We start from the raw sequence: 24,799 nt of genomic DNA on the forward strand, positions 1-24,799 counted from the left end.
GTTTCCGCGGCCCATGGCCGTCATTCCCGGCCCGATGCATGGGCTGGGGACCTGTTTTCGATCCGTCCGCTCCACCTTGAGGAACATGCCGCCCCCGTTGCCCTATCGCCTCGGTTGCCCGTCCGGGAACACGCCGGCCTGGCGCGGCGGTGGCCCGCGGCCGGGCGGAAGTCTTGGCGGCTACGTGCGCACCTTCAACGCGGTGGAGGGCAACACCACCTTCCATGCCCGGCCGGCGGCCGCGACGGTGTTGCGCTGGGCGGAGACGATGCCGGCGGAGTTCCGCTTCTGCGCCAAGCTGCCGCGCGACATCAGCCACGAAGGCGACCTGCGCGGACGCCTGCAGGCCACCACGGATTTCCTGGAACTGCTCGCACCGCTCGGCCCCCGCGTCGCGCCGTTGTGGCTGCAGTTGCCCGCCCGTTTCGGCCCGGAGCGGCTGGATGAACTGGGCACATGGCTGGAGCACGTCGCCGGGCGCGATGTGGCCGTGGAGGTGCGTCACCCGGCGTTCTTCGCACGGGGCGGGGAAGAGCGCGCGCTCAACCGCCTGCTGCACGCGCTCGGCGTGGAGCGTATCTGCCTGGATTCGCGCGCGCTGTTCGCCTGCGCCGCCGACGATCCGGCCGTGCGGCACGCGCAGTCGAAGAAGCCGCGCCTGCCTGTCCGCGCGGCGGCCTTCAGCAACAGCCCGCAGGTCCGTTTCATCGGTGGGCCGGACCTGGAGGCCAACCAGCCTTGGCTGCTGCCATGGGTCGAGCGCGTTGCCGGCTGGATCGAACGGGGACTTGCGCCGTACGTGTTCCTGCATACTCCGGACAACCATCTCGCCGCCGAACAGGCACTGCGCTTCCACGCATTGTTGCGTGGGCGCCTGCCGGGCTTGCCGGAACTGCACGCGCCGCAGCCGGCGCTGTTCTGGACTACTGCAGGTCGCGCAGGTTCAACCGCCGCAGGGTCGGATTCTTCCACGCGGTGACGCCAGCCACGCCCAGCACCGCGCAGCCGCCGATCACCACCGCGGGCACCAGGCCCAGCAGCCGCGCCATGCTGCCGGCGTAGAAGGCGCCCAGCTCGTTGGACGAACTGATGAAGATGCCGTTGATGGACGACACCCGGCCGCGCATCTCGTCGGGCGTGGCCAGCTGCAGGATGGTCGAGCGCACCACCACCGATACGCCGTCGAAAGCGCCGTAGAACAGCAGGATCGCCGCCGACAGCCAGAAGCTGCGCGACAGGCCGAAACCGATCACGCACAGGCCGAAGCCGGCCACCGCATACAACAGCACGCGGCCGGCGTTGCGGTGCAGCGGGTGGCGGGCCAGCCACAGGCCCACGCAGACCGATCCCAGCGCCGGCGCCGCGCGCAGGATGCCCAGTCCTTCCGGGCCGTAGTGCAGGATTTCCTGGATGAAGGCCGGCAGCATCGCCACCACGCCGCCGAGCAGTACCGAGAACATGTCCAGCGCCATGGCGCCGAGCATCACCGGCGTGGACAGCACGAAGCGCGCGCCCTCGGCGATGCTGGCGAAGATCGGCGCGCGGGTCTGCGGCGGCGGCGCTTCCTGCACCCGCAGCATGGCCAGCGCGATCACGGCCAGCAGCGCCATCGCTGCGGCCACGGCATAGGCCAGCCCCTTGCCGCCCCAGCCGACCAGCAGGCCGCCCAGCGCCGGTCCGATCACCATGCCGGCCTGGAACACCACGCTGCCGAAGCCGGCGCCGCGCGCGTACTGCCCGCGCGCCAGCACGCGCGCGAACAGCGCGTTGTAGATCGGCGACAGGAAGGCGCGGACCATGCCGGTCAACGCGACGGCCAGGTAGATCGGCCACACGCCCCGGAACGGCAACCCGCCCAGCGCGACTGCGCAGAGGATGGCGGCGGTGGCGACCAGCCCGAGGCCGGCGACCATGCCCAGCCGGCGGCGCGGCAGGTGGTCCACCAGATAGCCGGCGAACGGCGCCACGCAGAAGTAGGGCAGCACTTCGGCCAGGCCGACCAGGCCCAGCGAGAATGGATTGCGGGTGATCTCGTAGATGTGCCAGCCCACCGTGACCGCGACGATCTGGTAGGACAGCATCGCGGTGATGCGATAGGCCAGCAGTTGCACGAAGCCGGCCTGGCGCAGCAGCGCGCCCGTGCCGGCATCGGCGGCGCCGGTGGTCACTGCGGCTGCGACCGCGCGGTGTCGCGGATGAAGGACAGCATCGCCGCCAGCCCGTTGCTGCGGGTCGGCGACAGATGCCGGGCCAGGCCGATGGCGGCGACGTAGTCAGGTTCGGTGGCCAGGATCTCGGCCGCCGGGCGGCCGGAATAGACGCGCAGTGCCAGGTAGATCAGGCCGGAGACGATGGCCGAGTCGCTGATGGCGTGGAACACCAGCCGGTCGGCATTGCCTTCCGGCACGATCCAGACCATCGACTGGCAGCCAAGCAGGCGATGTTCTTCGGTCTTCCACTCATCGGGGAAGGCCGGCAGCTTGCGGCCGAGATCGATCAGGTACTGGTAGCGCTCGGACCAGTCGCCGAAGAAGGCGAACTCGTCGGCGATCGCGGCCTGCGCTTCGGCGGCGGTGGCTTCGAGGGGGAAGGGGGAGTCGGTCATCGTGGTTCTTGTGTTGTTGCTGCAAGTCCCTCTCCCTCGGGGAGAGGGGTTGGGGCGGGAATAGGGGGCGAAGCCCGCATGTCATTTTGTTGCACGAAGCTTCACCCGGGCCCTGATCCGTCCCTTGCGTGCCGCTCCTGCAGCACGCCCTTCGGGCCGGTTTCGCCGTCCGCTTCGGCATCCTGCCTCGCGAGCGGGGCGCCTGTATTCGGCAGCATCCATTGCCTCATCCTTCGGGCGGCGTCGCCGTCTCCCGGAAGGAGATGGAGGGCATCAGCCACGCTTCCAGCGCACGCCCTGCGGCGTGTCTTCCAGCACGATGTCCTCGGCGGCGAGCTGGTCGCGGATGGCGTCGGCGCGGGCGAAGTCGCGGGCTTGCTTGGCGGCGATGCGCTCGTCGATCAACGCCTGGATGCGGGCATCGTCGCCGGCGTCCGCACCGCGGCCGAACCAGGCTGCCGGCGCCTGCTGCAGCAGGCCCAGCGCCAGGCCCGCGCCCAGCAGTTCGCTTTTCAGGCGCGCCTTGTCGTCCGCGCTTTCGGCCTTGCGCGCTTCACCGGCGATGCGGGCCACTTCGGCCAGCGCCAGCGGCGTGTTGAGGTCATCCTCCAGCGCCGCTTCCACCGCGGCCGGGATGGCAGCTTCGGCCGGGATGTCGCCCAGGTCGCGCAAGGTGCCGTAGAGCCGGTCCAGGGTGCGCACGGACTGCTCGATCAGCGCATCGGACCAGTCCAGCGGCTGCCGGTAGTGGGCCGACATCAGCGCGTAGCGCAGCGCTTCGGGCGGGTGCTGGCGCACCAGGTCGTGCACGCGTTCGATGTTGCCCAGCGACTTGCTCATCTTGGCGCCGCCGAAGTTGAGCATGCCGTTGTGCAGCCAGAAACGGGCGAACGTGCGGCCGTCATGGGCGCATTCGCTCTGCGCGATCTCGTTCTCGTGGTGCGGGAACTGCAGGTCCACGCCGCCGGCATGGATGTCGATGGTCTCGCCCAGGTGGGCGGCGGCCATCGCCGAGCATTCGATGTGCCAGCCCGGGCGGCCGCGGCCCCAGGGCGACTCCCAGCCGGGCAGATCGTCGCTGGACGGCTTCCACAGCACGAAATCGCCGGCATCGCGCTTGTACGGAGCGACCTCGACGCGGGCGCCGGCCAGCATTTCGTCCGGGTCGCGGCGCGAGAGCCTGCCATAGCCATCGAAGGTGTTGACCGCGAACAGCACGTGGCCGTCGGCGGCATAGGCGTGGCCGGCCTCGATCAGCCGCCCGATCATGGCGACGATCTGCGGGATGTGGGCGGTGGCTTCGGGCTCGATGTCCGGCGGGGCCACGCCCAGCGCGGCCATGTCCTCCCGGTAGGCGGCGGCGAAACGGTCGGTGATGGCCGAGATCTGCACGCCCTGTTCGCGCGCCGCGGCGTTGATCTTGTCGTCGACGTCGGTGATGTTGCGGGCGTAGCGCAGGGCGCCGTAACGCCGCCGCAGCAGGCCGGCGAGCACGCCGAACACCACCGGGCCGCGGGCATTGCCGATGTGCACGTAGTTGTAGACGGTCGGGCCGCACACGTACATGGTCGGGGCGGCGGCATCCAGCGGGGCGAACGGCTCCAGCTGCCGGGTCAGGGTGTTGTACAGGTGCAGGGCCATGGGGCGTGCCGTGGGTGGGGTAAGCAGAACCGGTAATTCTAGCGGGCCGGGGCAGGGCGGGCACGCCCGGGCTGGGCAGCGGGACGGCGGACGGGTAATGTTCAGCCTCCGTCCTTCGCGCTGCCTACACTATATCGGTGGTCATCCATCATCCGTCCCCGTTGAAGTGTCGATGAAGCGCGCTCCCGTGTCGCTGTCCATCGCGTGCCTGCTGGCCGTCTCCGCCGTGCCGGCCGGGGCGCAGAGCCCCGATCTGCGCAACCGCGTGGCCGTCGTCGAGAACGTGCGTTACGACTATGCGCAGGTGCTCAACGTCGAGCCGGTGTTCCAGACCCTGCGCGCCACCCGTACCGAGGAACACTGCGAGCCGGTCTCCACGCTCACGCTGGCGCCGGTCGAGGTCAAGGGCGAGGAGGAGAAGGGCGGCTTCCGCCGCTTCTGGGATTCGGTGAAGGGCATTTTCAGCCACCAGGGCGGGGAGGACGAGGCCGACGAGGCGCGCCGCGCGAATGCCGCTGGCAACGGCGCGCTGCTTACCCCGGAGTGCCGCATCATCGAGGTCGGCCGCGAGTTCCGCCGGCCCATCGCCTATGACGTGGATTACGTCTACAAGGGCGTCAAGTACCGCTCGCGCCTGCCCGAAGACCCCGGCAACCGCCTGAAGCTGCGGGTGTCGATCACCCCCGAGCTGGGCGAGGGCCCGGAGCAGGGGCCGGCGAATCCATGATGTTGCGTCGCGGCACTTGCGTGCCACCGGGACGCGTGCGACCATCTCCGGCGATGAAAGCGAACAGCTTCCAGCACGAAACCAGCACCGCCCGGATGGCTTCCGGCATGACGTCGCGTGCCCGCCGACCGGAATCCCACATATTCGCTGGGTAAGCCGGAGCTTCGTGCTGTCTGTTCGGAAAACCCAGCCCAGGCTGGGTTTTTTCGTTTCTGTTCCGCGAAAGTTTCAACTGCAATGAGCCGCGCGTCCGCGCATACCGCCACCGGCAACGGTGGCTCCCGCAGCAGCAAAGGATGGATCGATGTCTGTGAAGCACTTCTTGAACACCCAGGACTGGAGCCGCGCCGAACTCGATGCGCTGCTGACCCAGGCCGCGTTGTTCAAGCGCAACAAGCTGGGCGATGACCTCAAGGGCAAATCCATCGCCCTGGTGTTCTTCAATCCCTCCATGCGCACCCGTACCAGCTTCGAGCTGGGTGCGTTCCAGCTGGGCGGCCATGCCATCGTGCTGCAGCCGGGCAAGGACGCGTGGCCGATCGAGTTCGACCTGGGCACGGTGATGGATGGCGACACCGAGGAGCACATCGCCGAAGTGGCCAGGGTGCTGGGCCGTTACGTGGACATGATCGGCGTGCGCGCGTTCCCGAAATTCGTGGACTGGCAGTACGACCGCCAGGATGTCGTGCTCAAGGCGTTCGCGAAGTACTCGCCGGTGCCGGTCATCAACATGGAGACCATCACCCATCCCTGCCAGGAACTGGCGCATGCGCTGGCGCTGCAGGAGCACTTCGGTACCAGCGACCTGCGCGGCAAGAAGTACGTGCTGACCTGGACCTACCACCCCAAGCCGCTGAACACCGCCGTGGCCAACTCGGCGCTGACCATCGCCACCCGCCTGGGCATGGACGTGACCCTGCTGTGCCCGGACGAGCAGTACATCCTCGACGAGCGCTACATGGGCTGGGCGCAGCAGAACGTGGCCGAGAGCGGCGGTTCGCTGGCCGTCAGCCACGATATCGCCAGTGCCTACCGCGGCGCCGACGTGGTCTACGCCAAGAGCTGGGGCGCGCTGCCGTACTTCGGCAACTGGGCGCCGGAAAAGCCCATCCGCGACCAGTACAAGCACTTCATCGTCGACGAGGCCAAGATGGCGCTGACCAACAACGGCGTGTTCTCGCACTGCCTGCCGCTGCGCCGCAACGTCAAGGCCACCGACGGGGTGATGGATTCGCCGCAGTGCATCGCCATCGACGAGGCCGAGAACCGCCTGCACGTGCAGAAGGCGATCATGGCCGCGCTGGTCCGCTGATTCCCCCGTCGTTTCCCTTTCCCCCGTATCCATAACGGCGGCTTCCGCGCCGTCCAACGAGACCCCGTACATGACCACCCCCAACGACTCCCGCGACATCGTCCTGGCCTTCTCCGGCGGCCTGGACACCAGCTTCTGCGTGCCCTACCTGCAGGAGCGCGGCTGGAACGTGCACACCGTGTTCGCCGACACCGGCGGCGTGGACGCCGAGGAGCGCGAGACCATCGAGAAGCGCGCCGCCGAACTGGGCGTGGCCAGCCACGTCACCGTCGATGGCGGCCCGGCGATCTGGGACGGTTTCGTCAAGCCGTTCGTGTGGGCCGGCGAGGGCTACCAGGGCCAGTACCCGCTGCTGGTGTCCGACCGCTACCTGATCGTCGATGCCGCGATCAGGCGCGCCGCCGAGCTGGGCACCAACGCCATCGCCCACGGCTGCACCGGCATGGGCAACGACCAGGTGCGCTTCGACCTGGCGGTGAAGGCGCAGGGCGACTACCGCATCCTCGCGCCGATCCGCGAGATCCAGAAGGAGCACACCCAGACCCGCGCCTACGAGCAGGCCTACCTGGAAGAGCGCGGCTTCGGCGTGCGCGCCAAGCAGAAGGCCTACACCATCAACGAAAACCTGCTGGGCGTGACCATGTCCGGCGGTGAGATCGACAAGTGGGAAGCCCCGGGCGAGGGCGCGCGGGGCTGGTGCGCGCCGCGCAGCGCGTGGCCGATCGAGCCGCTGACCGTGACCCTGAAGTTCGTCGAAGGCGAGGCGGTGGAGCTGGACGGCAAGGCGCTGCCGGGCGAGCAGATCCTGGGCAAGCTCAACAAGCTGTTCGCCCCCTATGGCGTCGGCCGCGGCGTGTACACCGGCGACACCGTGATCGGCCTGAAGGGCCGCATTGTGTTCGAAGCGCCGGGCCTGACCGCGCTGCTGGCCGCGCACCGCGCGCTGGAAGAAGCGGTGCTGACCAAGCAGCAGAACCGCTTCAAGCCGGAGGCGGCGCGCAAGTGGGTGGAGCTGGTCTACGAAGGCTTCTACCACGACCCGCTGAAGACCGACCTGGAAGCCTTCCTGAAGTCTTCGCAGGGCAAGGTCAACGGCGAGGTGGTGCTGGAGACCCGCGGCGCCCGCGTCGATGCGGTGGCGGTGAAGTCCCCGCACATCCTCAATGCCAAGGGCGCGACCTACGCGCAGTCGGCGGACTGGGGCGTGGAAGAGGCCGAAGGCTTCATCAAGCTGTTCGGCATGAGCTCCACGCTGTACGCGCAGGTCAACAACAGCTGAGGACGACGGCATGGGCGGGCTGCGCGTCAGTACGGACAAGGAGGAGCTGGACGTTCCCCTGGTCCACCGCTTCCTCTCGACCGGGGCCTACTGGAGCCCCGGCGTGTCGAGGGAGACGGTGGAGCGTGCGATCGCCGGCTCGCTGTGCTTCGGCGGATACCTGGAAGGCACGGGGCAGGTGGCGTTCGCGCGGGTCTTCACCGACGCGGCCACGTTCGCCTACCTGGCCGACGTGTTCGTCCTGCCGGAGCATCGTGGCCGCGGCCATTCCCGGCAGCTGATGGACGCGGTCATGGCCCATCCGCAGTTGCAGGGGCTGCGCCGTTTCATGCTGGCGACCCTGGATGCGCATGGCCTGTACGCGCAGTACGGCTTCGTGTCCGTCGCCCGGCCCGAGCGGCTGATGGAAATCACCCGTCCGATTCCCTGACCGGCGCGGATACCGCCGGCTCCTACCATCTCCTGCATACCGATGACCGACCTGCTCGACAACACCCTGACGCACCTGGAAAAGCTGGTGTCCTTCGACACCCGCAATCCGCCGCGCGCGATCACCACCGGCGGCATCTTCGACTACCTGCGCGCCAACCTGCCCGGGTTCGAGGTCGAGGTGATCGACCACGGCGCCGGTGCGGTCAGCCTTTACGCGGTGCGCGGCACGCCGAAGTACCTGTTCAACGTACACCTGGACACGGTGCCGGATTCGCCGCACTGGAGCGCCGATCCGCATGCGATGCGGCGCCTGGACGACCGCGTGGTCGGCCTGGGCGTGTGCGACATCAAGGGCGCTGCCGCCGCGCTGGTAGCCGCGGCCAACCTGACCGATGGCGATGCGGCCTTCCTGTTCTCCTCGGACGAGGAGGCCAACGACCCGCGCTGCATCGCCGCGTTCCTGGCGCGCGGCATTGCCTATGAGGCGGTGCTGGTGGCCGAGCCGACCATGAGCGAGGCGGTGCTGGCGCACCGCGGCATCAGCTCGGTGCTGATGAAGTTCAGCGGCCGTGCCGGACATGCCTCGGGCAGGCAGGATGCGGCGGCCAGCGCCCTGCACCAGGCGATGCGCTGGGGCGGCCGCGCGCTGGACCATGTCCAGTCGCTGGCGCATGCGCGTTTCGGCGGCCTGACCGGGCTGCGTTTCAACATCGGCCGGGTCGAAGGCGGCATCAAGGCCAACATGATCGCGCCCGAGGCGGAGCTGCGTTTTGGTTTCCGGCCGCTGCCGTCGATGGACATCGACCGGCTGCTGGCGACCTTCGCCGGTTTCGCCGAGCCGGCCGCCGCGCACTTCGAGGAAACCTTCCGTGGCCCGAGCCTGCCGTCGGGCGACATCGCACGCGCCGAAGAGCGGCGCCTTGCCGCGCGCGACATCGCCGACGAACTGGGCCTGCCGATCGGCAACGCGGTCGATTTCTGGACCGAAGCCTCGCTGTTCTCCGCCGCCGGCTACACCACGATGGTCTATGGCCCCGGCGACATCGCCCAGGCCCATACCGCCGACGAGTTCGTGACGCTGGAGCAGTTGCAGCGTTACGCCGGCTCGGTCCTGCAGATCCTGCAGCGCGGCGCCTGAGCGGCCGCGTTCCTCCACCCCACGACAGACGAATCCAATGCAACCCCACCGCCAGACCCGCCAGACCATCGTGCGCCTGCTTTCGAGCATGGCCAGCGCGAAGGAGATCAGCCAGTACCTCAAGCGCTTCTCGCAGCTGGACGCCAAGCGCTTCGCCGTGGTCAAGGTCGGCGGCGCGGTGCTGCGCGACGACCTGGAAGCGCTGACCTCCTCGCTGTCGTTCCTGCAGGAGGTCGGGCTGACTCCGATCGTGCTGCATGGCGCCGGCCCGCAGCTGGACGCCGAACTGTCGGCGGCCGGCATCGAGAAGCACACCGTCAACGGCCTGCGCGTGACCACGCCCGAGGCGCTGGCGATCGTGCGCAAGGTGTTCCAGCAGTCCAACCTGCAGCTGGTCGAGGCGCTGCAGCAGAACGGCGCGCGCGCCACCTCGATCACCGGCGGCGTGTTCGAGGCCGAGTACCTGGACCGCGATACCTACGGGCTGGTCGGCGAGGTGAAGCGGGTCAACCTGGCACCGATCGAGGCCAGCCTGCGCGCCGGTTCGATCCCGGTCATCACCTCGCTGGGCGAAACCCCGAGCGGGCAGATCCTCAACGTCAACGCCGACTTCGCCGCCAACGAACTGGTGCAGGAACTGCAGCCGTACAAGATCATCTTCCTCACCGGCACCGGCGGCCTGCTCGATGCCGAGGGCAGGCTGATCGATTCGATCAACCTGTCCACCGAGTACGAGCACCTGATCCAGCAGCCGTGGCTGCACGGCGGCATGAAGGTCAAGATCGAGCAGATCAAGGACCTGCTGGACAGGCTGCCGGAGGAATCCTCGGTATCGATCACGCGCCCGGCCGACCTGGCCAAGGAACTGTTCACCCACAAGGGCTCGGGCACGCTGGTGCGCCGTGGCGAGAAGGTGCTCAAGGCGACGTCGTGGGAACAGCTGGACACCGCGCGGCTGAAGAAGCTGATCGAGTCCAGTTTCGGCCGCACCCTGGTGCCGGACTACTTCGAGAAGACGAAGCTGCTGCGCGCCTATGTCAGCGAGAACTACCGCACGGCGGTGATCCTCACCGACGAAGCCGAGGGCGTGTATCTGGACAAGTTCGCCGTGCTTGACGACGCGCAGGGCGAAGGCCTGGGGCGCGCGGTGTGGAACGTGATGCTGGAGGAAACCCCGCAGCTGTTCTGGCGCTCGCGCAACGGCAATCCGGTCAACCATTTCTATTACGCCGAGTCCGATGGCTGCTACAAGCTCGACCACTGGAAGGTGTTCTGGTACGGCGCCAGCGACTTCGAGCGCATCCGCGGCTTCGTCGAGCACTGCGGCAGGCGCACCGCCAGCCTGCAGGGATGAGGCCATGAACCAGCCCTCGGCCAACACCTGCTGGAACACGGTGCCGGAACTGCGCGGCGCGCACGTCGCGCTGGAACCGCTGCGCCTGGAGCATGTGCCGGCGCTGCGGCAGGCGCTGGGCGAGGGCGAGCTGTCGCGCCTGTGGTACGCCAACGTGCCGGCGCCGGACGCGGTGGAGCGCTATGTCGCCGCGGCGCTGGACGCGCAGGCGCGGGGCGATGCGCTGCCATTCGCGGTCAGGGACGCCGCTGGCGACGTGGTCGGCAGTACCCGTTTCTATGCGCTGGACGCGGGCGTTCCGCGCCTGAACATCGGCTACACCTGGTACCACCGGCGCGTGCAGCGCACCGGCCTGAACACCGAGGCCAAGAGGCTGTTGCTGCGCCATGCCTTCGAGGCGATGGGCTGTATTGCCGTTGGCTTCGAGACCAGCTGGTTCAACCACGCCTCGCGCGCCGCCATCGCCCGGCTCGGGGCGAAACAGGACGGCGTGCTGCGCAACCACAAGCGCCACGCCGACGGCACGCCGCGCGACACCGTGGTGTTCTCCCTCCTCGACAACGAATGGCCGGCGGTACGCAGCCATCTGCAGTCCCTACTGGATTCGCATTCATGACCGACAGGAAATTCTCGCTGGGCATCGTCGGTGCCCGCGGCCACACCGGCGCCGAGCTGATCCGGCTGATCGCCGCGCACCCGCGGATCGAACTGGCCTTCGTGTCCTCGCGCGAGCTGGACGGCCAGCGCGTGTCCGACCACAACGACGGCTACAGCGGCGAGCTGCGCTATGAAAGCCTCGACCCGCAGGCGGTGGCCGCCAAGGGCGCCGACGCGGTGATCCTGGCCCTGCCCAACGGCAAGGCAGAAGCCTTCGTCGCCGCGCTGGATGCGGCCAGGCCCGACACGGTGATCGTGGATCTCTCGGCCGACTACCGTTTCGATACCACCTGGTATTACGGCCTGCCGGAACTGACCCGCGGCGATTACGCCGGGCAGAAACGCATCAGCAACCCGGGCTGCTACGCCACCGCCATGCAGCTGGCGATCACGCCGCTGCTGTCGCAGCTGGCCGGCCCGCCGGCCTGTTTCGGCGTGTCCGGCTATTCCGGCGCGGGCACCACCCCGTCGGACAAGAACAACACCGACCTGCTGCGCGACAACCTGATGCCGTACGCATTGACCGGCCACGTGCACGAGCGCGAGGTATCCACGCGGCTCGGCGTGCCGGTGGAGTTCATGCCGCATGTCGCGCCGCATTTCCGCGGCATCACCCTCACCGCGAACCTGTGGCTGCAGCAGCCGCTCAAGCGCGAGGAGGTGATGGCGCTGTACCAGCAGCGCTATGCCGGCGAACCGCTGGTGGACGTGGTGGATGAAGCGCCATGGGTCAGCCGCATCGCCGGCCGCCACGACGTGCAGATCGGGGGCTTCACCCTGGCCCCGGGCGGCAAGCGCGTGGTGGTGGTGGCGACCATCGACAACCTGCTCAAGGGCGCGGCGACGCAGGCGCTGCAGAACCTCAACCTCGCGCTGGGATTGCCCGAACTGGCCGCGATTCCGCATTGACCTGATTCCCGTAGGAGCGGCTTCAGCCGCGATGGGGACTTACTGGTAAAGCTCCATCACGGCTGAAGCCGCTCCTGCCTGAAAACTACTCGAGAGACTCCGATGACCAACCTGTTGTGGCAGAAGCCCGGCGTCGCGGTGGACGCCAAGATCCAGGCCTTCCTCGCCGGCGACGACGTGATCCTGGACCGCGAATTCTTCCTGCACGACATCCAGGCCAGCACCGCGCATGCCGAGGGCCTGCAGCACATCGGCATCCTGTCGGCCGACGAGCTGGCCGCGCTCAAGCGTGAGCTGGCGCTGCTGGCCGATGATTTCCGCAACGGCGCCTTCGTGCTGGACGAGCGCTACGAGGATTGCCATTCGGCCATCGAGGCGCGCCTGACCGAGCGCCTGGGCGACGCCGGGCGCAAGATCCACACCGGTCGCAGCCGCAACGACCAGATCCTCGTCGCCACGCGCCTGTGGCTGAAGGAAAAGCTGGCGCGCGTGGCGCAGATCAGCCGCGAGGTGGCGAAGGTGGCGCTGGACCGCGCCGCCGCCGAGCAACAGCAGCCGCTGCCCGGCTATACCCACATCCAGCGTGCCGTGGTGTCTTCGGCGGGCATGTGGTGGGCGGGCTGGGCCGAGGCCTTCATCGACAACGCGGTGCGCGCGGCCGACACGCGCCGGCTGATCGACTGCAACCCGCTGGGCACCGCCGCCGGCTATGGCGTCAACCTGCCGCTGGACCGCGAGCACACCACGCGCGCGCTCGGGTTCGCGCGCATGCAGGTCAGCCCGATCTACGCGCAGCTCTCGCGCGGCAAGTTCGAACTGGCCGCGCTCGAAGCGCTCGGCGGCGCGACCCTGGACCTGCGCCGCATCGCCTGGGACCTGTCGCTGTTCACCACCGGCGAGTTCGCCTTCGTGGCGCTGCCGGCGCAGTACACCACCGGCAGCTCGATCATGCCGAACAAGCGCAACCCGGACGTGATCGAACTGATGCGCGCCACCCACGCCAGCGTGGCCGCCGCGCGCACCGAGATCGAGCAGCTGCTGTCGCTGCCGTCCGGCTACCACCGCGACCTGCAGGCGTCCAAGGGCGCGATCTTCCACGGCTTCGGCCGCGGCCTGGCGGCGCTGGAACTGCTGCCGGCGCTGCTCTCCAACCTGGACTGGCGCGACGACCACATCCGCGCCGCGATCGATTCGGGCATGTACGCCACCGACGTGGCGGTGGATGCCGCCGTGGCCGGCGTACCGTTCCGCGAGGCCTACAAGGCGGCAGCGGCTGCTGCGGATACGGCGGGGCAGGGACGCACGCCGGAGGGCAGCCTGGCAGCACGCGTGTCGCCGGGTGCGGCGGCCGACCTGCGGCTGGACGAACTGCAGGCGCGCTGGGCGGCTTTGTGATGAATGTAGAGCGGGGCAACGCCCCGCTGAGGCTTCACCGGCAAGCCCCCGCCGGGCATTGCCCGGCGCAACAGAGGTGCGGCGATCCATAGCCCTGTAGAGCGGGGCAACGCCCTGCTGGGCTTTACCGCGATGCCCGTCGCTGCAGACGGTTGGAAACGAAAGCATCCCCCACATCCGCCTCGCGGCGGTGCACCATCAACAACCGCATTCGATGCCGTGGAGAACAACGTGAAGCTGTACCTGGTGATGGCCATGCGCAAACCGACGTTCGACGCGAGCGTGATCGGGCCGCACAAGGCTTTCCTCGATGCGCTGCGTGCGCAGGGGCGGTTGCACCTGACCGGCGGCTTCAGCGACGGCAGTGGTGGCGCCTACGTGCTGCGCGATGTCGATGACCTGGAGCAGGCGCGCGCCATCGTCGCCACCGATCCGCTGGCCCTGCAGGACTGCTCGGAACTGAGCGTCCACGAATGGAACACCCGCTGAGCCCATGAACGACGCCGCGCCTTCGCCTTTCGCCGAACAGGCCCTGCCGCCGTGGCGGCGCGCGGTGCTCAAGGTCGGCAGCAGCCTGCTGGCGGCCGATGGCGGCGGCCTGACCCCGCGTTTCGCGCTGGGGCTGGCGCAGTTCGTCTCGGCCAACCTGCTGGCCGGCAGGGAAATGGTGATCGTATCGTCCGGCGCGGTCGCGGCCGGTCGCGCCATCGTGCCCAGGGCGGCCGAGGCCGGCGCGGCCATCGCCGCGCGGCAGGCGCTGGCCGCGCTGGGGCAGGCGCAGCTGATCGCCCTGTGGCAGCGCTTCTTCGAGCGGCCGGTGGCGCAGGTGCTGCTCACCCACGACGACCTGCGCAACCGCCGGCGCTACCTCAATGCACGCGCCACGCTGGCCGAACTGCTGGCGCTCGGCGCATTGCCGGTGATCAACGAGAACGACACCGTCTCGGTCGACGAACTCAAGCTCGGCGACAACGACAATCTGGCGGCCATCGTCGCCGCGCTGGTCGATGCCGACGCACTGTTCATCGCCACCGACATCGACGGGCTGTACACCGCCGACCCGCGCCGCGATCCGCAGGCGCGGCCGATCGACGAAGTGGTCGAGCTGACCGCGCAGGTACTGGCGATGGCTGGCGGCAGCGGCAGCGCGGCCGGCACCGGCGGCATGCATACCAAGCTGCAGGCCGCGGCCAAGGCCGGTGCCGCCGGCATCGACACCTTCCTGTTCAACGGCCGCAGCGGCGAGGTGGTGCGCGGGCTGGCGCAGGGCCGGCTGCGCGGCACGCGCCTGCATGCCGGGCGCTCGCGCATCGCCGCGCGCAAATACTGGCTGCGGCACGCGCCGGTCGAGCCGGGTGCCATCGTGATCGACGCCGGCGCCGCGCGTGCCCTGCGCGAAAAGGGCGCTTCGCTGCTGCCTGGCGGCGTGACCGGCGCGGAGGGCGAGTTCCGCCGCGGCGACATGATCGAGGTGCGGGTGGACGGCGAGGGCGGCATGCAATGCGTGGCGCGCGGCATCAGCCAGTACTCGGCGCTGGACGTGCGCCGCATCGGCGGCCGCCACACCCGCCAGATCGAGGCGATCCTCGGCTACACCTATGGCGACAACGTGATCCACCGCGACGACCTCGTGCTGCTGCCATGAGCGCATGCCGGCAGGAACGGCTGGAGCCGCTCCTGCCGGAAGACTGGGGCAGGCACGACGAATTGCGCATCATCCGGGAGCTGCACGCATGACCGACATCAAGACCCTCGCCCTGCAGTGCCGCGATGCCTCGCAGGTGCTGGCACGGCTCTCGAGCGCGGCACGGCGCGACCTGCTCGTGTCGATGGCGGCCGCGCTCGATGCCGATGCCGACGCGATCCTCGCCGCCAATGCGCGCGACCTGCTGGCCGCGCGCGACAAGGGCGTGGGCGCAGCGATGCTGGATCGCCTCGCGCTGGACCCGCAGCGCCTGGCCGGCGTGGCCGACGCCCTGCGCGAGGTCGCCGCGCTGCCCGACCCGGTCGGCGAGGTCACCCGCGACTACGCGCGTCCCAACGGCATCCGCGTGCAGAAGGTGCGCGTGCCGCTGGGCGTGATCGCGATGATCTACGAGGCGCGCCCGAACGTGACCGCCGACGCCGCGGCGCTGTGCATCAAGGCCGGCAACGGCGTGATCCTGCGCGGCGGCTCGGAGGCGATCCACTCCAACACCGCGATCGCCGCCGCGCTCAGGCGCGCCCTGCGCGAGGCCGGGATTCCCGCTGCCGCGCTGACCCTGGTCGAGGACCTGCGCCGCGAGACCATGCTGGAGCTGCTGCAGCTCAACGATGTCATCGACCTGGCGATCCCGCGCGGCGGCGAGGGCCTGATCCGTTTCGTCGCCGAGCATGCGCGCGTGCCGGTGATCAAGCACTACAAGGGCGTATGCCACCTGTACGTGGACGACAGCGCCGACCAGCAGCTGGCGCTGGACCTGCTGGTCGATGGCAAGGTCTCGCGCCCGGCCGCCTGCAATTCGCTGGAAACCCTGCTGGTGCACGCGGACATCGCGCCGCGCTTCCTGCCGATGGCTGCCGACGCGCTGCGCGCGCGCGGGGTCGAGCTGCGCGGCGACGCGGCCACGCAGGCGCTGGTGGCCGGCGTGGTGCCCGCGGACGAAGCCGACTATGCCGCCGAATACCTGGACCTGATCCTGGCGGTGCGGGTGGTCGATTCGCTGGAGACGGCGATCGCGCACATCCAGCGCCATACCTCCGACCACACCGAGGTCATCGCCACCGGCGATCCGGCCCATGCCGAGGCCTTCGTGCATGCGCTGCGCTCGGCGGTGGTGATGGTCAACGCCTCGTCGCGTTTCTCCGACGGCGGCGAACTGGGGCTGGGCGCGGAGATCGGCATCTCCACCACGCGCCTGCATTCCTACGGCCCGATGGGGCTGGAAGCGCTGACTGTGGAGCGCTTCGTGGTACGCGGCGAGGGGCAGGTGCGGGGGTAATGGCCTCGCAGGAGCGCACCTTGGTGCGCGATAGGCGTTCCCGGTAATGCCTCATCGCGCACAAGGATGCGCGCTGGTTCCTAGCTCCAATGGTCTTCGAGCTGCTGTGGCTTGCAGGCGAACCAGGCGGCGACGAGCAGGACCAGCGAGCACAGCATCAGGAAGGCGAACGACCACGCCCAGCCGCCGCTGAAGCCGTGCAGCCAGCCGAACAGCAGCGGGCCGAGGCTGGCCAGGCTGTAGCCCACGCCCTGCATGAAGCCGGACAGCGCGGCCGAACCGGCCGGCGTGCGGGTACGCAGGTTGATCAGGGTCAGGCCCAGCGGGAAGGTCGACGGGCCCAGGCCGGCGATCACCGCCCATAGCCACGGCGCCTGCATCGGCGCCCACAGCAGGCCGGCGAAGGCGACGGCGTTGAGGCCGAACACCAGCATCGCGATCGGGAACGGATTGCGCATGCGCACCGCCAGTGCCGGTACCAGCAGCGAGGGCAGCAGGCCGATGGCCGAATACACCGCGACCATGACGCCGCCGAAGGATTCGCTGGCGCCGGCTTCGACCATCACCTTCGGCAGCCAGGTGAACAGCGAATAGGTGCCCAGCGAGGTCATGCCGAACATCAGCGCCATGCCCCAGCCCAGCGAGGTCTTCCACACGCGCCCGGGGGCGTGGGCCACGGTTGTGGCTGCCGCCCCCTGCGGCCGCGGCGTGCGCCGGGCCAGCATGATCCACGGCAGCAGCGCGGCCAGCGACAGCAGCGACCACATGCCCAGCGAGATGCGCCAGTCGTAACGGTCGGCCACCGGCACCGCGAGCAGCGCCGGAACCATCGTGCCGGCCTGCAGCACGGTGATGTAGAGCGTGCTCAAGGTGCCGACGCGGTCGGCGAAGTAGCGTTTGACCAGCGGCGGCACCACCACGTTGCCGATGCCCATGCCGGCCAGCGCGACCGCCGAACCCACCAGCAGCGTGCCGACGCTGTCGGCGCTGGCGCGCAGCAGCAGGCCGGCGGTAGCCAGCAGCATGGTCAGCGCGGCGGTGCGTTCCAGCCCGAGCCAGCGGATCAGGCGCGGCGTGCTCAGGCCGAGCAGGGCGAACGCGGCGGTCGGCATCATGCCGAGCACCCCGGTCATGGTGCTGCCGAAATCGAACAGGTGGCCGAGGCGGTCCAGCAGCGGCGTCAGCGAAGTGACCGCGCTGCGCAGGTTGGCCGAGACCAGGATGATGGCGGCGAAAGCCAGCAGGCGGCCCTTGAACAGGGAGGCCGGTGGTGCCGTGGATGCGGGGTTGGACATTGCATGACTCCGGCGCGGACAGGGCGGGGAGGGATGCGTCGTCCGCGGAAACGAGAGGAACCGCCGGGAGCGGTTCCTGGCATCGCCTGCCGATGGCCGGACGTTATCCGGTGCGGATGGCGAAAAAACAAAAGCCGGCGCAAGGCCGGCTTCTGTCGAACTGGTCGGGGAGACAGGATTCGAACCTGCGACCTCTACGTCCCGAACGTAGCGCTCTACCAGACTGAGCTACACCCCGAAGGAGCCGCCTATGATAGCGGTGAGGGCGGGGCCGCGCAACTGTTTTCCGCATGCGGCCGGATCGCCGCGGGCCGCCCCGGGATCCTGCCGGGAATGACTGGCATTGCCGGCGTGCGGCGGACGCGGAACACGAAAAAGCCCGGCGGACGTTGCCGTCTGCCGGGCTTGGATGTTTCGACCTTGGTCGGGGAGACAGGATTCGAACCTGCGACCTCTACGTCCCGAACGTAGCGCTCTACCAGACTGAGCTACACCCCGCGAAGGAGGCGGAAAGATACTCTCCGGCACGCATTCTTGCAATACCGGAAACGCGATTCCTATCGTCCGGCTTCGGCCCTGCGCTGTTCGCGCGCCTCGAACCACATGCCGTTGAGGATGGCGACGGTGGAGGCCAGGCCGACACCGAGAATCCAGGCGAAATACCACATGGGAAGACTCCTTGAAGGGCGTGATGGGAATGCGTCGTCGTCAGTAGGCGTTGGGGTTGCCGCCCATCTCTTCCAGCGTGGTCTTGCCCTTGAGCACGCGGTACACCCAGGCGGTGTAGGCGATGACGATGGGCAGCAGCAGCGCGGTGGCCAGCAGCATCACCCACAGCGTGAGATGGCTGGAGGACGCGTCCCAGGCGGTCAGGCTGGAACCGGGCTGGCTGGAGGAGGGCAGCAGGAACGGGAACAGCGCGAAACCGACGGTAAGGATGATGCCGGCGATCGACGCACCCGATGCGAGGAAGGCCAGTCCGCCGCGGCGCATGCGCAGCAGCAGCGCGGCGCCCAGCGCGCCGAGCAGGCCTGCCGCCGGCGCCAGGATCGTCGCCGGCATGGTCGTGTAGTTGTGCATCCAGCCGCCGGCGGCGGTGATCTGCACCGTCTTCAGCAGCGGATTGCTGGGGCCGTCGGTCACCACCTGCGAGGTGATCGCGTAGCCGGGCAGGCCGAGCGCGACCCACGCACCACCGATGGCGAACAGCGCGAAGCTGGCCAGCGCGGCGATGCTGCCCATGCGCGATGCGCGCTCGGCCACCGGGCCGTCGGTCTTGAGCACCAGCATGGCCGCGCCGTGGGCGACCAGCATCGCCACGCTGAGCAGGCCGGCCAGCAATGCGAACGGCGTCAGCAGGCCGAAGAAACCGCCGGTATAGAACACGCGCTGGCTGTCGTCGAAGTGGAACGGCACGCCGAGCAGCACGTTGCCCACGGCCACGCCCATGATCAGCGCCGGCACGAAGCCGCCGACGAACAGCGCGCGGTCCCAGTTGTCGCGCCAGCGCTGGCTGGGCAGCTTGCCGCGGTACTTGAAGCCGACCGGGCGCAGGATCAGCGCGAACAGGATCAGGAACATCGCCAGGTAGAAGCCGGAGAAGCTCACCGCGTACAGTGGCGGCCATGCGGCGAAGATCGCGCCGCCGCCGAGGATCAGCCACACCTGGTTGCCTTCCCACACCGGGCCGACGGTGTTGATCACCAGCCGGCGTTCCTCGTCGGTCCGCGCCACGAACGGCAGCAGCGTGCCCACGCCCAGGTCGAAACCGTCCATCACCGCGAAGCCGACCAGCAGCACGCCCAGCAACAGCCACCAGATCACGCGCAGCGTGGTGTAGTCCAGAAGAATGAAGTCCATGGAAGTCTCCTTGCCTCAGGCCTGGCCGGCGGTCGGTGCGGCGGCATGCGGGGATGCCGGCGGCTGCAGCGAGGGCAGGATCTCGTCCGGCCCCTTGGCGATGGCCTTCAGCATCAGCTTGACCTCGATGATCATCAGCACGGTGTACAGGGCGACGAAGCCGGTCAGGGTCAGCACGATCTGGTGCAGCGCCAGGCCCGATGCCGCGTAGAAGGTGGGCAGCACGCCGTCCACCGCCCACGGCTGGCGGCCGTATTCGGCGACGAACCAGCCGCATTCGATCGCGATCCACGGCGCCGGCAGCGTCCACAGCGCGATCTTCAGGAAGGTGCGCTTGCTCTCGAAGTTGTTGCGGCAGGAGTAGTAGAACGCCACCGCGAAGAAGGCGATCAGGTAGAAGCCCAGCCCGGCCATGACGCGGAAAGTCCAGAACAGCGGCAGCACGGTCGGCACGGTATCCATCGCCGCGCGCGAGATTTCCTCCGGCGTCGCGTTGAGGATGTCGTCGCGGTAGCGCTTGAGCAGCAGGCCGTGGCCCAGGTCCTGCCAGTGCCGGTCGAACATCTCCCGGGCCTGCCGGTCGTTGCGGTCGGCGCGGATGTGTTCCAGCGCTGCATAGGCCAGCTGGCCGCCGCGGATGCGGTGTTCGGCGTGGTCGACCAGTTCCAGGATGCCGGGAATGGGCTGGTCCAGCGAGCGGGTGGCGATCAGGCCCATCAGGTAAGGGATCTTGATCGCGTAGTCGTTGCGGTGGGTCTGCTGGTTGGGAATGCCGAAGGCGGTGAAGTCGGCCGGGGCCGGTTCGGTTTCCCACATCGCCTCGATGGCGGCCAGCTTCATCTTCTGGTGCTCGCTGGCGGCATAGCCGCTCTCGTCGCCCAGCACCGCCACCGACAGCGAGGACAGCAGGCCGAACGCCGCGGCCACCGCGAACGAACGGCGCGCCACGTCGTGGTGCCGGTTGCGCAGCAGGAAGAACGCGCTGATGGACATCACGAACACCGCGCCGGTCACGTAGCCGGCCGAGACCGTATGCACGAACTTGGCCTGCGCCACCGGGTTGAACAGCACGGCCATGAAGTCCACGACTTCCATGCGCATGGTTTCAGGGTTGAACACCGCGCCGACCGGATGCTGCATCCAGCCGTTGGCGATCAGGATCCACAGCGCCGACAGGTTGGTGCCCAGCGCCATCAGCCAGGTGACGGTCAGGTGCTGCACCTTGCTCAGGCGGGTCCAGCCGAAGAAGAACAGGCCGATGAAGGTGGCTTCGAGGAAGAACGCCATCAGCCCTTCGATGGCCAGCGGCGCGCCGAAGATGTCGCCGACATAATGGCTGTAGTACGACCAGTTCATGCCGAACTGGAATTCCATGACGATGCCGGTGCCCACGCCCATGGCGAAGTTGATGCCGAACAGTACGCCCCAGAACAGCGTCATCCGCCGCCAGACGTCCTTGCCGGTCATCACGTAGATGCTCTCCATGATCGCGATCATGAAGGACAGTCCCAGGGTCAAGGGAACGAACAGGAAGTGGTACATCACTGTCAGCGCGAACTGCAGGCGCGACAGATCTACGACTGTCGTGTCGATCATGGCCTGGTCACCTTTCGGGTTTTATGCATCATGCGGGCGGTACGGGGGGAAGGTCTGTGAATTTTCGGTATCCAATGGTGATCCTGCCCTTGACCTGGATCAATGCGACATCGCGTCGCAGCGGTGAACGTGCGGCGCGCGCGGATGCGATCATGCGTGCGCCGATGAATCGATCCTTCCCTGCAGGTTGCCCGTCTTGAGTGAGGTTTCCCATCCGGCCGACGCTGCGCGCCAGCTGCGCCGCCGGCACCAGCAATGGCTGTCCGCGCTCGCCGGCGCCGCACGCGGACAGCAGCGGAGCGCGGCATTGGCGGTATGCCTGTCCGGCGCGCTGCTGGTGGTGCAGGCCGGCGCGATCGCCTGGCTGATCCAGGGCGTACTCGTCGAGCACCGCCCGGTGGCGCAGCTGGGCCCGGTGTTCGGCGCGCTGGCCCTGGTCCTGCTGCTGCGCAGCGCGCTGGGCGGGCTGTCGCAGAAGGCGGCCGGCGAGGTGGCCGATGCCGCGCGGCTGGCGCTGCGCGAACAGGTCTACCGGCGCCTGCTCGGCAAGGGGCCGCTGTGGCTGCGCCGCCAGCGCAGCGGCGAACTGGGCGAACTGCTGCTCGCCCATGGCGACGCCATCGAGGGCTATTACGCCGGTTTCCAGCCGGTCCGCGTCGAGGTGATGGTGGTGCCGCTGCTGATCGTCGCGGCGGTGGCCTGGGTCGACTGGACCGTGGCCCTGATCCTGCTGGGTACCGGCCCGCTGGTGCCCGTGTTCATGATGCTGGTGGGATGGGGCGCGGAAGCTGCCGGCCGCGAGCAGTTGCGGGAACTGGTGCGCATGGGCGGGCATTTCGCCGACCGCATCAAGGGCCTGGGACTGCTGCGCCTGTATGGCCGCGGCGAGGACGAACTGGCCGGTATCGCGGCCGCCGCCGAAGGCGTGCGCATGCGCACGATGAAGGTGCTGCGCATCGCCTTCCTGTCTTCCACGGTGCTCGAGTTCTTCGCCTCGGTGAGCGTGGCGATGGTGGCGCTGTACCTGGGCTTGAGCTACCTCGGGATGCTGTCGTTGCACGCCATGGTTCCAACGCTGGGCACCGGCGTGTTCTGCCTGCTGCTGGCGCCGGAGTTCTATGCGCCGCTGCGGCGGCTGGCCGCGCACTACCACGACCGCGCCAACGCGCTGGCCGCAGCCAGCGAGGTCGAGCGCCTGCTGGAGGGCGGCCAAGCGGAGGAGGCGGCAGCCCCGGCGGTTCCGCTGTGCGCGCCGGAACCGGCGCAGGCGCATGCGCCGCTGCTGGTCGCCACCTCGCTGGTGTTGCGCCCGATGGGCGCCAGCCACGACGTGTTGACGGATTTTTCGCTGGACATCGAGGCCGGGCAGCGCGTGGCCCTGGTCGGCTCCAGCGGCAGCGGCAAGAGCACCCTGCTGGAAGCGCTGGCCGGCTGGTTGCCGCCGCGCGGTGGGCGCATCGTGTCGCGCGAGGGCATGCGCGTCGGCTACGCCGGGCAGCGTCCGTATCTCTTCCATGGCTCCATCGCCGACAACCTGCGCCTGGCCGATCCCGGCGCCAGCGACGCGCGGTTGCGGGCGGTGGCCGAGGCCGCGCAGGTGATGCGTTTCGCCGGACAGTTGCCGCAGGGGCTGGAAACGGTGATCGGCGAGCGTGGTTTCGGCCTGTCCGGCGGCGAGGCGCGTCGCATCGGTCTGGCACGGCTGCTGCTGCGCGATCCGGACCTGTTGCTGCTGGACGAACCCACCGCCTTCCTCGATCCGCAGACCGAAGCAGACCTGCTGCGGTCGCTGGCCTGTTTCACCCGTGGCCGCGCGGTGCTGATGGCCACGCACAGCGCGGCGGCGATGCAATGGGCCGATCGCGTGGTGCGACTGCAGGACGGGGGACGCGCATGAGCGGCGACGATTCCCTGCGCGCGGTGTTCGCACGGCACCGCTGGCGTCTGCTGCTGGCAGTGGTGCTGCTGCTGGTGACGATGCTGGCGGGTATCGGCCTGCTGGGCCTGTCCGGCGGCTTCCTGACCGCCGCCGCGCTGGCCGGCGCGCTGGGTGCGGGGGCCACGTTCAATTTCTTCTCGCCCTCGGCCGGAATCCGTGCACTCACTCTGGTGCGCATCGCTTCGCGCTACTTCGAGAAGCTGGTCGGCCACGACGCGACCCTGCGCATCGCCCGCGACCTGCGGGTCTGGTTCTTCCGGCGCGCACTGCCGCTGGCGCCGGCGCGTCTGGGCGGCACGCGCACCGGCGAGCTGCTGGCGCGGCTGATGTCCGACATCGGCGAGGTCGACGGCCTGCTGGTGCGCGCGGTGGGGCCACTGCTGGCGCTGGCCGGCAGCGCGCTGGCGACGATCGCGGTTGCCGCCTGCATCCATTGGCCGGCGGCGGCGCTGCTGCTCCTGCTGTCGCTGCTGGTCGGCATCGGCGTGCCGGTGCTGGCCGTGCGCCATGGCGATGCCGGCGAAGCCGCGCGCGCGCTGCATCGCACGCGGCTGCGCACGCTGGCCTATGAAGGGCTGGAAGGCGCCGCGGACCTTGCCGCGCTGGGCGCGCTCGACGACTGGCGCGCGCGTGTCGAGGGTGCGGCGCGCCAGCTCGCGGGCGACGACCATCGCCGTCGCGGTCGCCTGATCGCAGGCAACGTACTGCATTCGGCCTGCGCCGGGCTGGGCCTGCTGGCGATGCTGTGGCTGGCGCTTTCCGCCTTCCAGGACGGCAGGATCGAGGCGCCGCTGGCCGCCACGCTGGTATTCCTGACCGTGGCATTGCTGGAAGTCGCCGCCGGCTGCGGCCTGGCCTGGCAGGCGCTGCAGTCGGCGCGCATATCCGCGGCGCGGCTGCGGGCCATCGTCGAACAGCCGCCGTCGGTGGTCGATCCCGCGTCTCCGCATTCCTTGCCGGAACCGCCGGCCACGCTCTCGTTCGAGCAGGTGGTGTTCGCCTGGCCCGGCGAAACCCGGCGGTTGCTCGATGGCATCGATCTGCAGCTGCGGCCGGGCGAGCGCATCGCGATCCGCGGCGACAGCGGTTGCGGCAAGACCACCCTGTCGGCCCTGCTGCTGCGGCTGTGGGATCCGCAGCAGGGCAGCGTGCGCTGGGGCGGCGTGGACCTGCGCGAGGTCGCGCAGGACGACTGGCATCGGCGTGTCGCCTGGTTGCCGCAGGGCGCGCCGGTATTCGCGGGCAGCATCGCCGACAACCTGCGCCTGGGCGACCCGCAGGCCGACGAGGCGCGACTGTGGGCGGTACTGGAACAGGTGCGGCTCGGGGAGTGGGCGCGCCACCAGGGCGGGTTGTCGGCGTGGGTCGGCGAGAACGGTGCCACGATGTCCGCGGGGCAGGCGCGCCGCCTGGCGATGGCGCGCGCCCTGCTGCGCGATGCACCGTTGATGGTGCTGGACGAGCCGACCGAAGGCCTGGACGTGGATACCGCCGACGCGTTGCTCGTCGATCTGGCGCAGGCTCTGGGTCCGCGCAGCCTGCTGATGATCACCCACGGCCACCTGCCCGAAGGCGTGGTGCATCGCCAGTACAGGCTGCAGAGCGGGCGCTTGATGCCTGAAACCGGCGAAGTGCGGAGCCAGGTCATAGGGCCATCGTGATCGAAGCCCCGCACCCGG

The 24,799-nt window shown here is 69.2% G+C and carries 22 protein-coding genes and 2 tRNA genes; 15 read left to right on the forward strand and 9 right to left on the reverse strand.

The window, feature by feature from the left end; translation table 11 throughout:
* The first annotated feature begins 85 nt into the window (after nucleotides 1-85).
* Complete coding sequence (locus QMX80_RS00165; protein ID WP_282274486.1) at nucleotides 86-979, forward strand: DUF72 domain-containing protein; 894 nt, start codon at nucleotides 86-88, stop codon at nucleotides 977-979.
* On the opposite strand, the gene QMX80_RS00170 is transcribed toward QMX80_RS00165, so the two are convergent.
* The 3 genes from QMX80_RS00170 to cysS all read right to left on the reverse strand — a co-directional run bounded on the left by QMX80_RS00170 (nucleotide 924) and on the right by cysS (nucleotide 4,246).
* On the reverse strand, nucleotides 924-2,132 hold the full coding sequence (locus QMX80_RS00170; RefSeq protein WP_282274575.1) for an MFS transporter: 1,209 nt from the start codon (nucleotides 2,130-2,132) through the stop codon (nucleotides 924-926). The genes QMX80_RS00165 and QMX80_RS00170 overlap by 56 nt on opposite strands.
* A gap of 32 nt (nucleotides 2,133-2,164) precedes the next feature.
* On the reverse strand, nucleotides 2,165-2,605 hold the full coding sequence (locus QMX80_RS00175; protein WP_055769514.1) for a SufE family protein: 441 nt from the start codon (nucleotides 2,603-2,605) through the stop codon (nucleotides 2,165-2,167).
* A 273-nt stretch (nucleotides 2,606-2,878) separates the two neighbouring features.
* Nucleotides 2,879-4,246 (reverse strand): cysteine--tRNA ligase, encoded by a 1,368-nt coding sequence (cysS, locus tag QMX80_RS00180; protein ID WP_282274487.1) that lies wholly within the window; start codon nucleotides 4,244-4,246, stop codon nucleotides 2,879-2,881.
* Nucleotides 4,247-4,418: 172 nt separating this feature from the next.
* Between cysS and QMX80_RS00185 the strand changes: the two genes are divergently transcribed.
* The 12 genes from QMX80_RS00185 to QMX80_RS00240 all read left to right on the forward strand — a co-directional run bounded on the left by QMX80_RS00185 (nucleotide 4,419) and on the right by QMX80_RS00240 (nucleotide 16,430).
* Complete coding sequence (locus QMX80_RS00185; protein WP_055769510.1) at nucleotides 4,419-4,973, forward strand: hypothetical protein; 555 nt, start codon at nucleotides 4,419-4,421, stop codon at nucleotides 4,971-4,973.
* Between the two features lie 304 nt (nucleotides 4,974-5,277).
* On the forward strand, nucleotides 5,278-6,285 hold the full coding sequence (locus QMX80_RS00190) for an N-acetylornithine carbamoyltransferase (protein ID WP_055769508.1): 1,008 nt from the start codon (nucleotides 5,278-5,280) through the stop codon (nucleotides 6,283-6,285).
* Between the two features lie 70 nt (nucleotides 6,286-6,355).
* Nucleotides 6,356-7,564: an argininosuccinate synthase gene (locus QMX80_RS00195; RefSeq protein ID WP_273083972.1), complete on the forward strand. Its 1,209-nt coding sequence runs from the start codon at nucleotides 6,356-6,358 to the stop codon at nucleotides 7,562-7,564.
* Nucleotides 7,565-7,574: 10 nt separating this feature from the next.
* Nucleotides 7,575-7,994, forward strand: coding sequence for a GNAT family N-acetyltransferase (locus QMX80_RS00200; RefSeq protein WP_282274494.1), 420 nt, complete (start codon nucleotides 7,575-7,577; stop codon nucleotides 7,992-7,994).
* A gap of 42 nt (nucleotides 7,995-8,036) precedes the next feature.
* Entirely contained in the window at nucleotides 8,037-9,134 is a 1,098-nt protein-coding gene (locus QMX80_RS00205) for an acetylornithine deacetylase (RefSeq protein ID WP_282274495.1), read from the forward strand.
* A gap of 37 nt (nucleotides 9,135-9,171) precedes the next feature.
* Nucleotides 9,172-10,488 (forward strand): acetylglutamate kinase, encoded by a 1,317-nt coding sequence (locus QMX80_RS00210; RefSeq protein WP_055769501.1) that lies wholly within the window; start codon nucleotides 9,172-9,174, stop codon nucleotides 10,486-10,488.
* Between the two features lie 4 nt (nucleotides 10,489-10,492).
* A complete protein-coding gene (locus QMX80_RS00215; RefSeq protein WP_282274497.1) occupies nucleotides 10,493-11,104 on the forward strand; it encodes a GNAT family N-acetyltransferase in 612 nt (203 codons plus the stop codon).
* Nucleotides 11,101-12,054, forward strand: coding sequence for an N-acetyl-gamma-glutamyl-phosphate reductase (gene argC, locus QMX80_RS00220; RefSeq protein WP_282274499.1), 954 nt, complete (start codon nucleotides 11,101-11,103; stop codon nucleotides 12,052-12,054). The genes QMX80_RS00215 and argC overlap by 4 nt, the downstream gene beginning before the upstream one ends.
* Nucleotides 12,055-12,156: 102 nt before the next feature.
* Nucleotides 12,157-13,449 (forward strand): argininosuccinate lyase, encoded by a 1,293-nt coding sequence (argH, locus tag QMX80_RS00225; RefSeq protein WP_282274501.1) that lies wholly within the window; start codon nucleotides 12,157-12,159, stop codon nucleotides 13,447-13,449.
* A 249-nt stretch (nucleotides 13,450-13,698) separates the two neighbouring features.
* Nucleotides 13,699-13,938 carry a YciI family protein gene (locus QMX80_RS00230; RefSeq protein ID WP_055770336.1) on the forward strand — a complete coding sequence of 80 codons (240 nt, stop codon included), beginning with the start codon at nucleotides 13,699-13,701 and terminating at the stop codon, nucleotides 13,936-13,938.
* A gap of 4 nt (nucleotides 13,939-13,942) precedes the next feature.
* Nucleotides 13,943-15,094, forward strand: a complete 1,152-nt coding sequence (proB, locus tag QMX80_RS00235; RefSeq protein WP_282274504.1) for a glutamate 5-kinase — start codon at nucleotides 13,943-13,945, stop codon at nucleotides 15,092-15,094.
* An 88-nt stretch (nucleotides 15,095-15,182) separates the two neighbouring features.
* On the forward strand, nucleotides 15,183-16,430 hold the full coding sequence (locus QMX80_RS00240) for a glutamate-5-semialdehyde dehydrogenase (RefSeq protein WP_282274505.1): 1,248 nt from the start codon (nucleotides 15,183-15,185) through the stop codon (nucleotides 16,428-16,430).
* Nucleotides 16,431-16,510: 80 nt separating this feature from the next.
* Here QMX80_RS00240 and QMX80_RS00245 read toward each other — a convergent pair whose 3' ends face one another.
* The 6 genes from QMX80_RS00245 to QMX80_RS00270 form a co-directional block, all read right to left on the reverse strand.
* Nucleotides 16,511-17,725: an MFS transporter gene (locus tag QMX80_RS00245; protein ID WP_282274506.1), complete on the reverse strand. Its 1,215-nt coding sequence runs from the start codon at nucleotides 17,723-17,725 to the stop codon at nucleotides 16,511-16,513.
* Nucleotides 17,726-17,886: 161 nt separating this feature from the next.
* Nucleotides 17,887-17,963 (reverse strand) — tRNA-Pro (locus tag QMX80_RS00250).
* Nucleotides 17,964-18,146: 183 nt separating this feature from the next.
* Nucleotides 18,147-18,223, reverse strand: a tRNA-Pro gene (locus tag QMX80_RS00255).
* Nucleotides 18,224-18,282: 59 nt separating this feature from the next.
* The gene (gene cydX, locus QMX80_RS00260; RefSeq protein WP_055769487.1) at nucleotides 18,283-18,393 is read right to left on the reverse strand and encodes a cytochrome bd-I oxidase subunit CydX; all 111 of its coding nucleotides are present in this window, start codon (nucleotides 18,391-18,393) and stop codon (nucleotides 18,283-18,285) included.
* 40 nt (nucleotides 18,394-18,433) lie between these two features.
* Complete coding sequence (cydB, locus tag QMX80_RS00265; protein WP_055769485.1) at nucleotides 18,434-19,585, reverse strand: cytochrome d ubiquinol oxidase subunit II; 1,152 nt, start codon at nucleotides 19,583-19,585, stop codon at nucleotides 18,434-18,436.
* A 15-nt stretch (nucleotides 19,586-19,600) separates the two neighbouring features.
* On the reverse strand, nucleotides 19,601-21,181 hold the full coding sequence (locus QMX80_RS00270; protein ID WP_282274507.1) for a cytochrome ubiquinol oxidase subunit I: 1,581 nt from the start codon (nucleotides 21,179-21,181) through the stop codon (nucleotides 19,601-19,603).
* Between the two features lie 187 nt (nucleotides 21,182-21,368).
* Between QMX80_RS00270 and cydD the strand changes: the two genes are divergently transcribed.
* Together cydD and cydC are read left to right on the forward strand one after the other, a co-directional pair.
* Complete coding sequence (gene cydD, locus QMX80_RS00275; protein ID WP_282274509.1) at nucleotides 21,369-23,078, forward strand: thiol reductant ABC exporter subunit CydD; 1,710 nt, start codon at nucleotides 21,369-21,371, stop codon at nucleotides 23,076-23,078.
* Nucleotides 23,075-24,781, forward strand: a complete 1,707-nt coding sequence (gene cydC, locus QMX80_RS00280; RefSeq protein WP_282274511.1) for a thiol reductant ABC exporter subunit CydC — start codon at nucleotides 23,075-23,077, stop codon at nucleotides 24,779-24,781. The genes cydD and cydC overlap by 4 nt, the downstream gene beginning before the upstream one ends.
* The last annotated feature ends 18 nt before the right edge of the window (nucleotides 24,782-24,799 follow it).

The organism is Stenotrophomonas sp. PS02297 (assembly GCF_029959705.1).
GTDB lineage: Bacteria > Pseudomonadota > Gammaproteobacteria > Xanthomonadales > Xanthomonadaceae > Stenotrophomonas > Stenotrophomonas nitritireducens.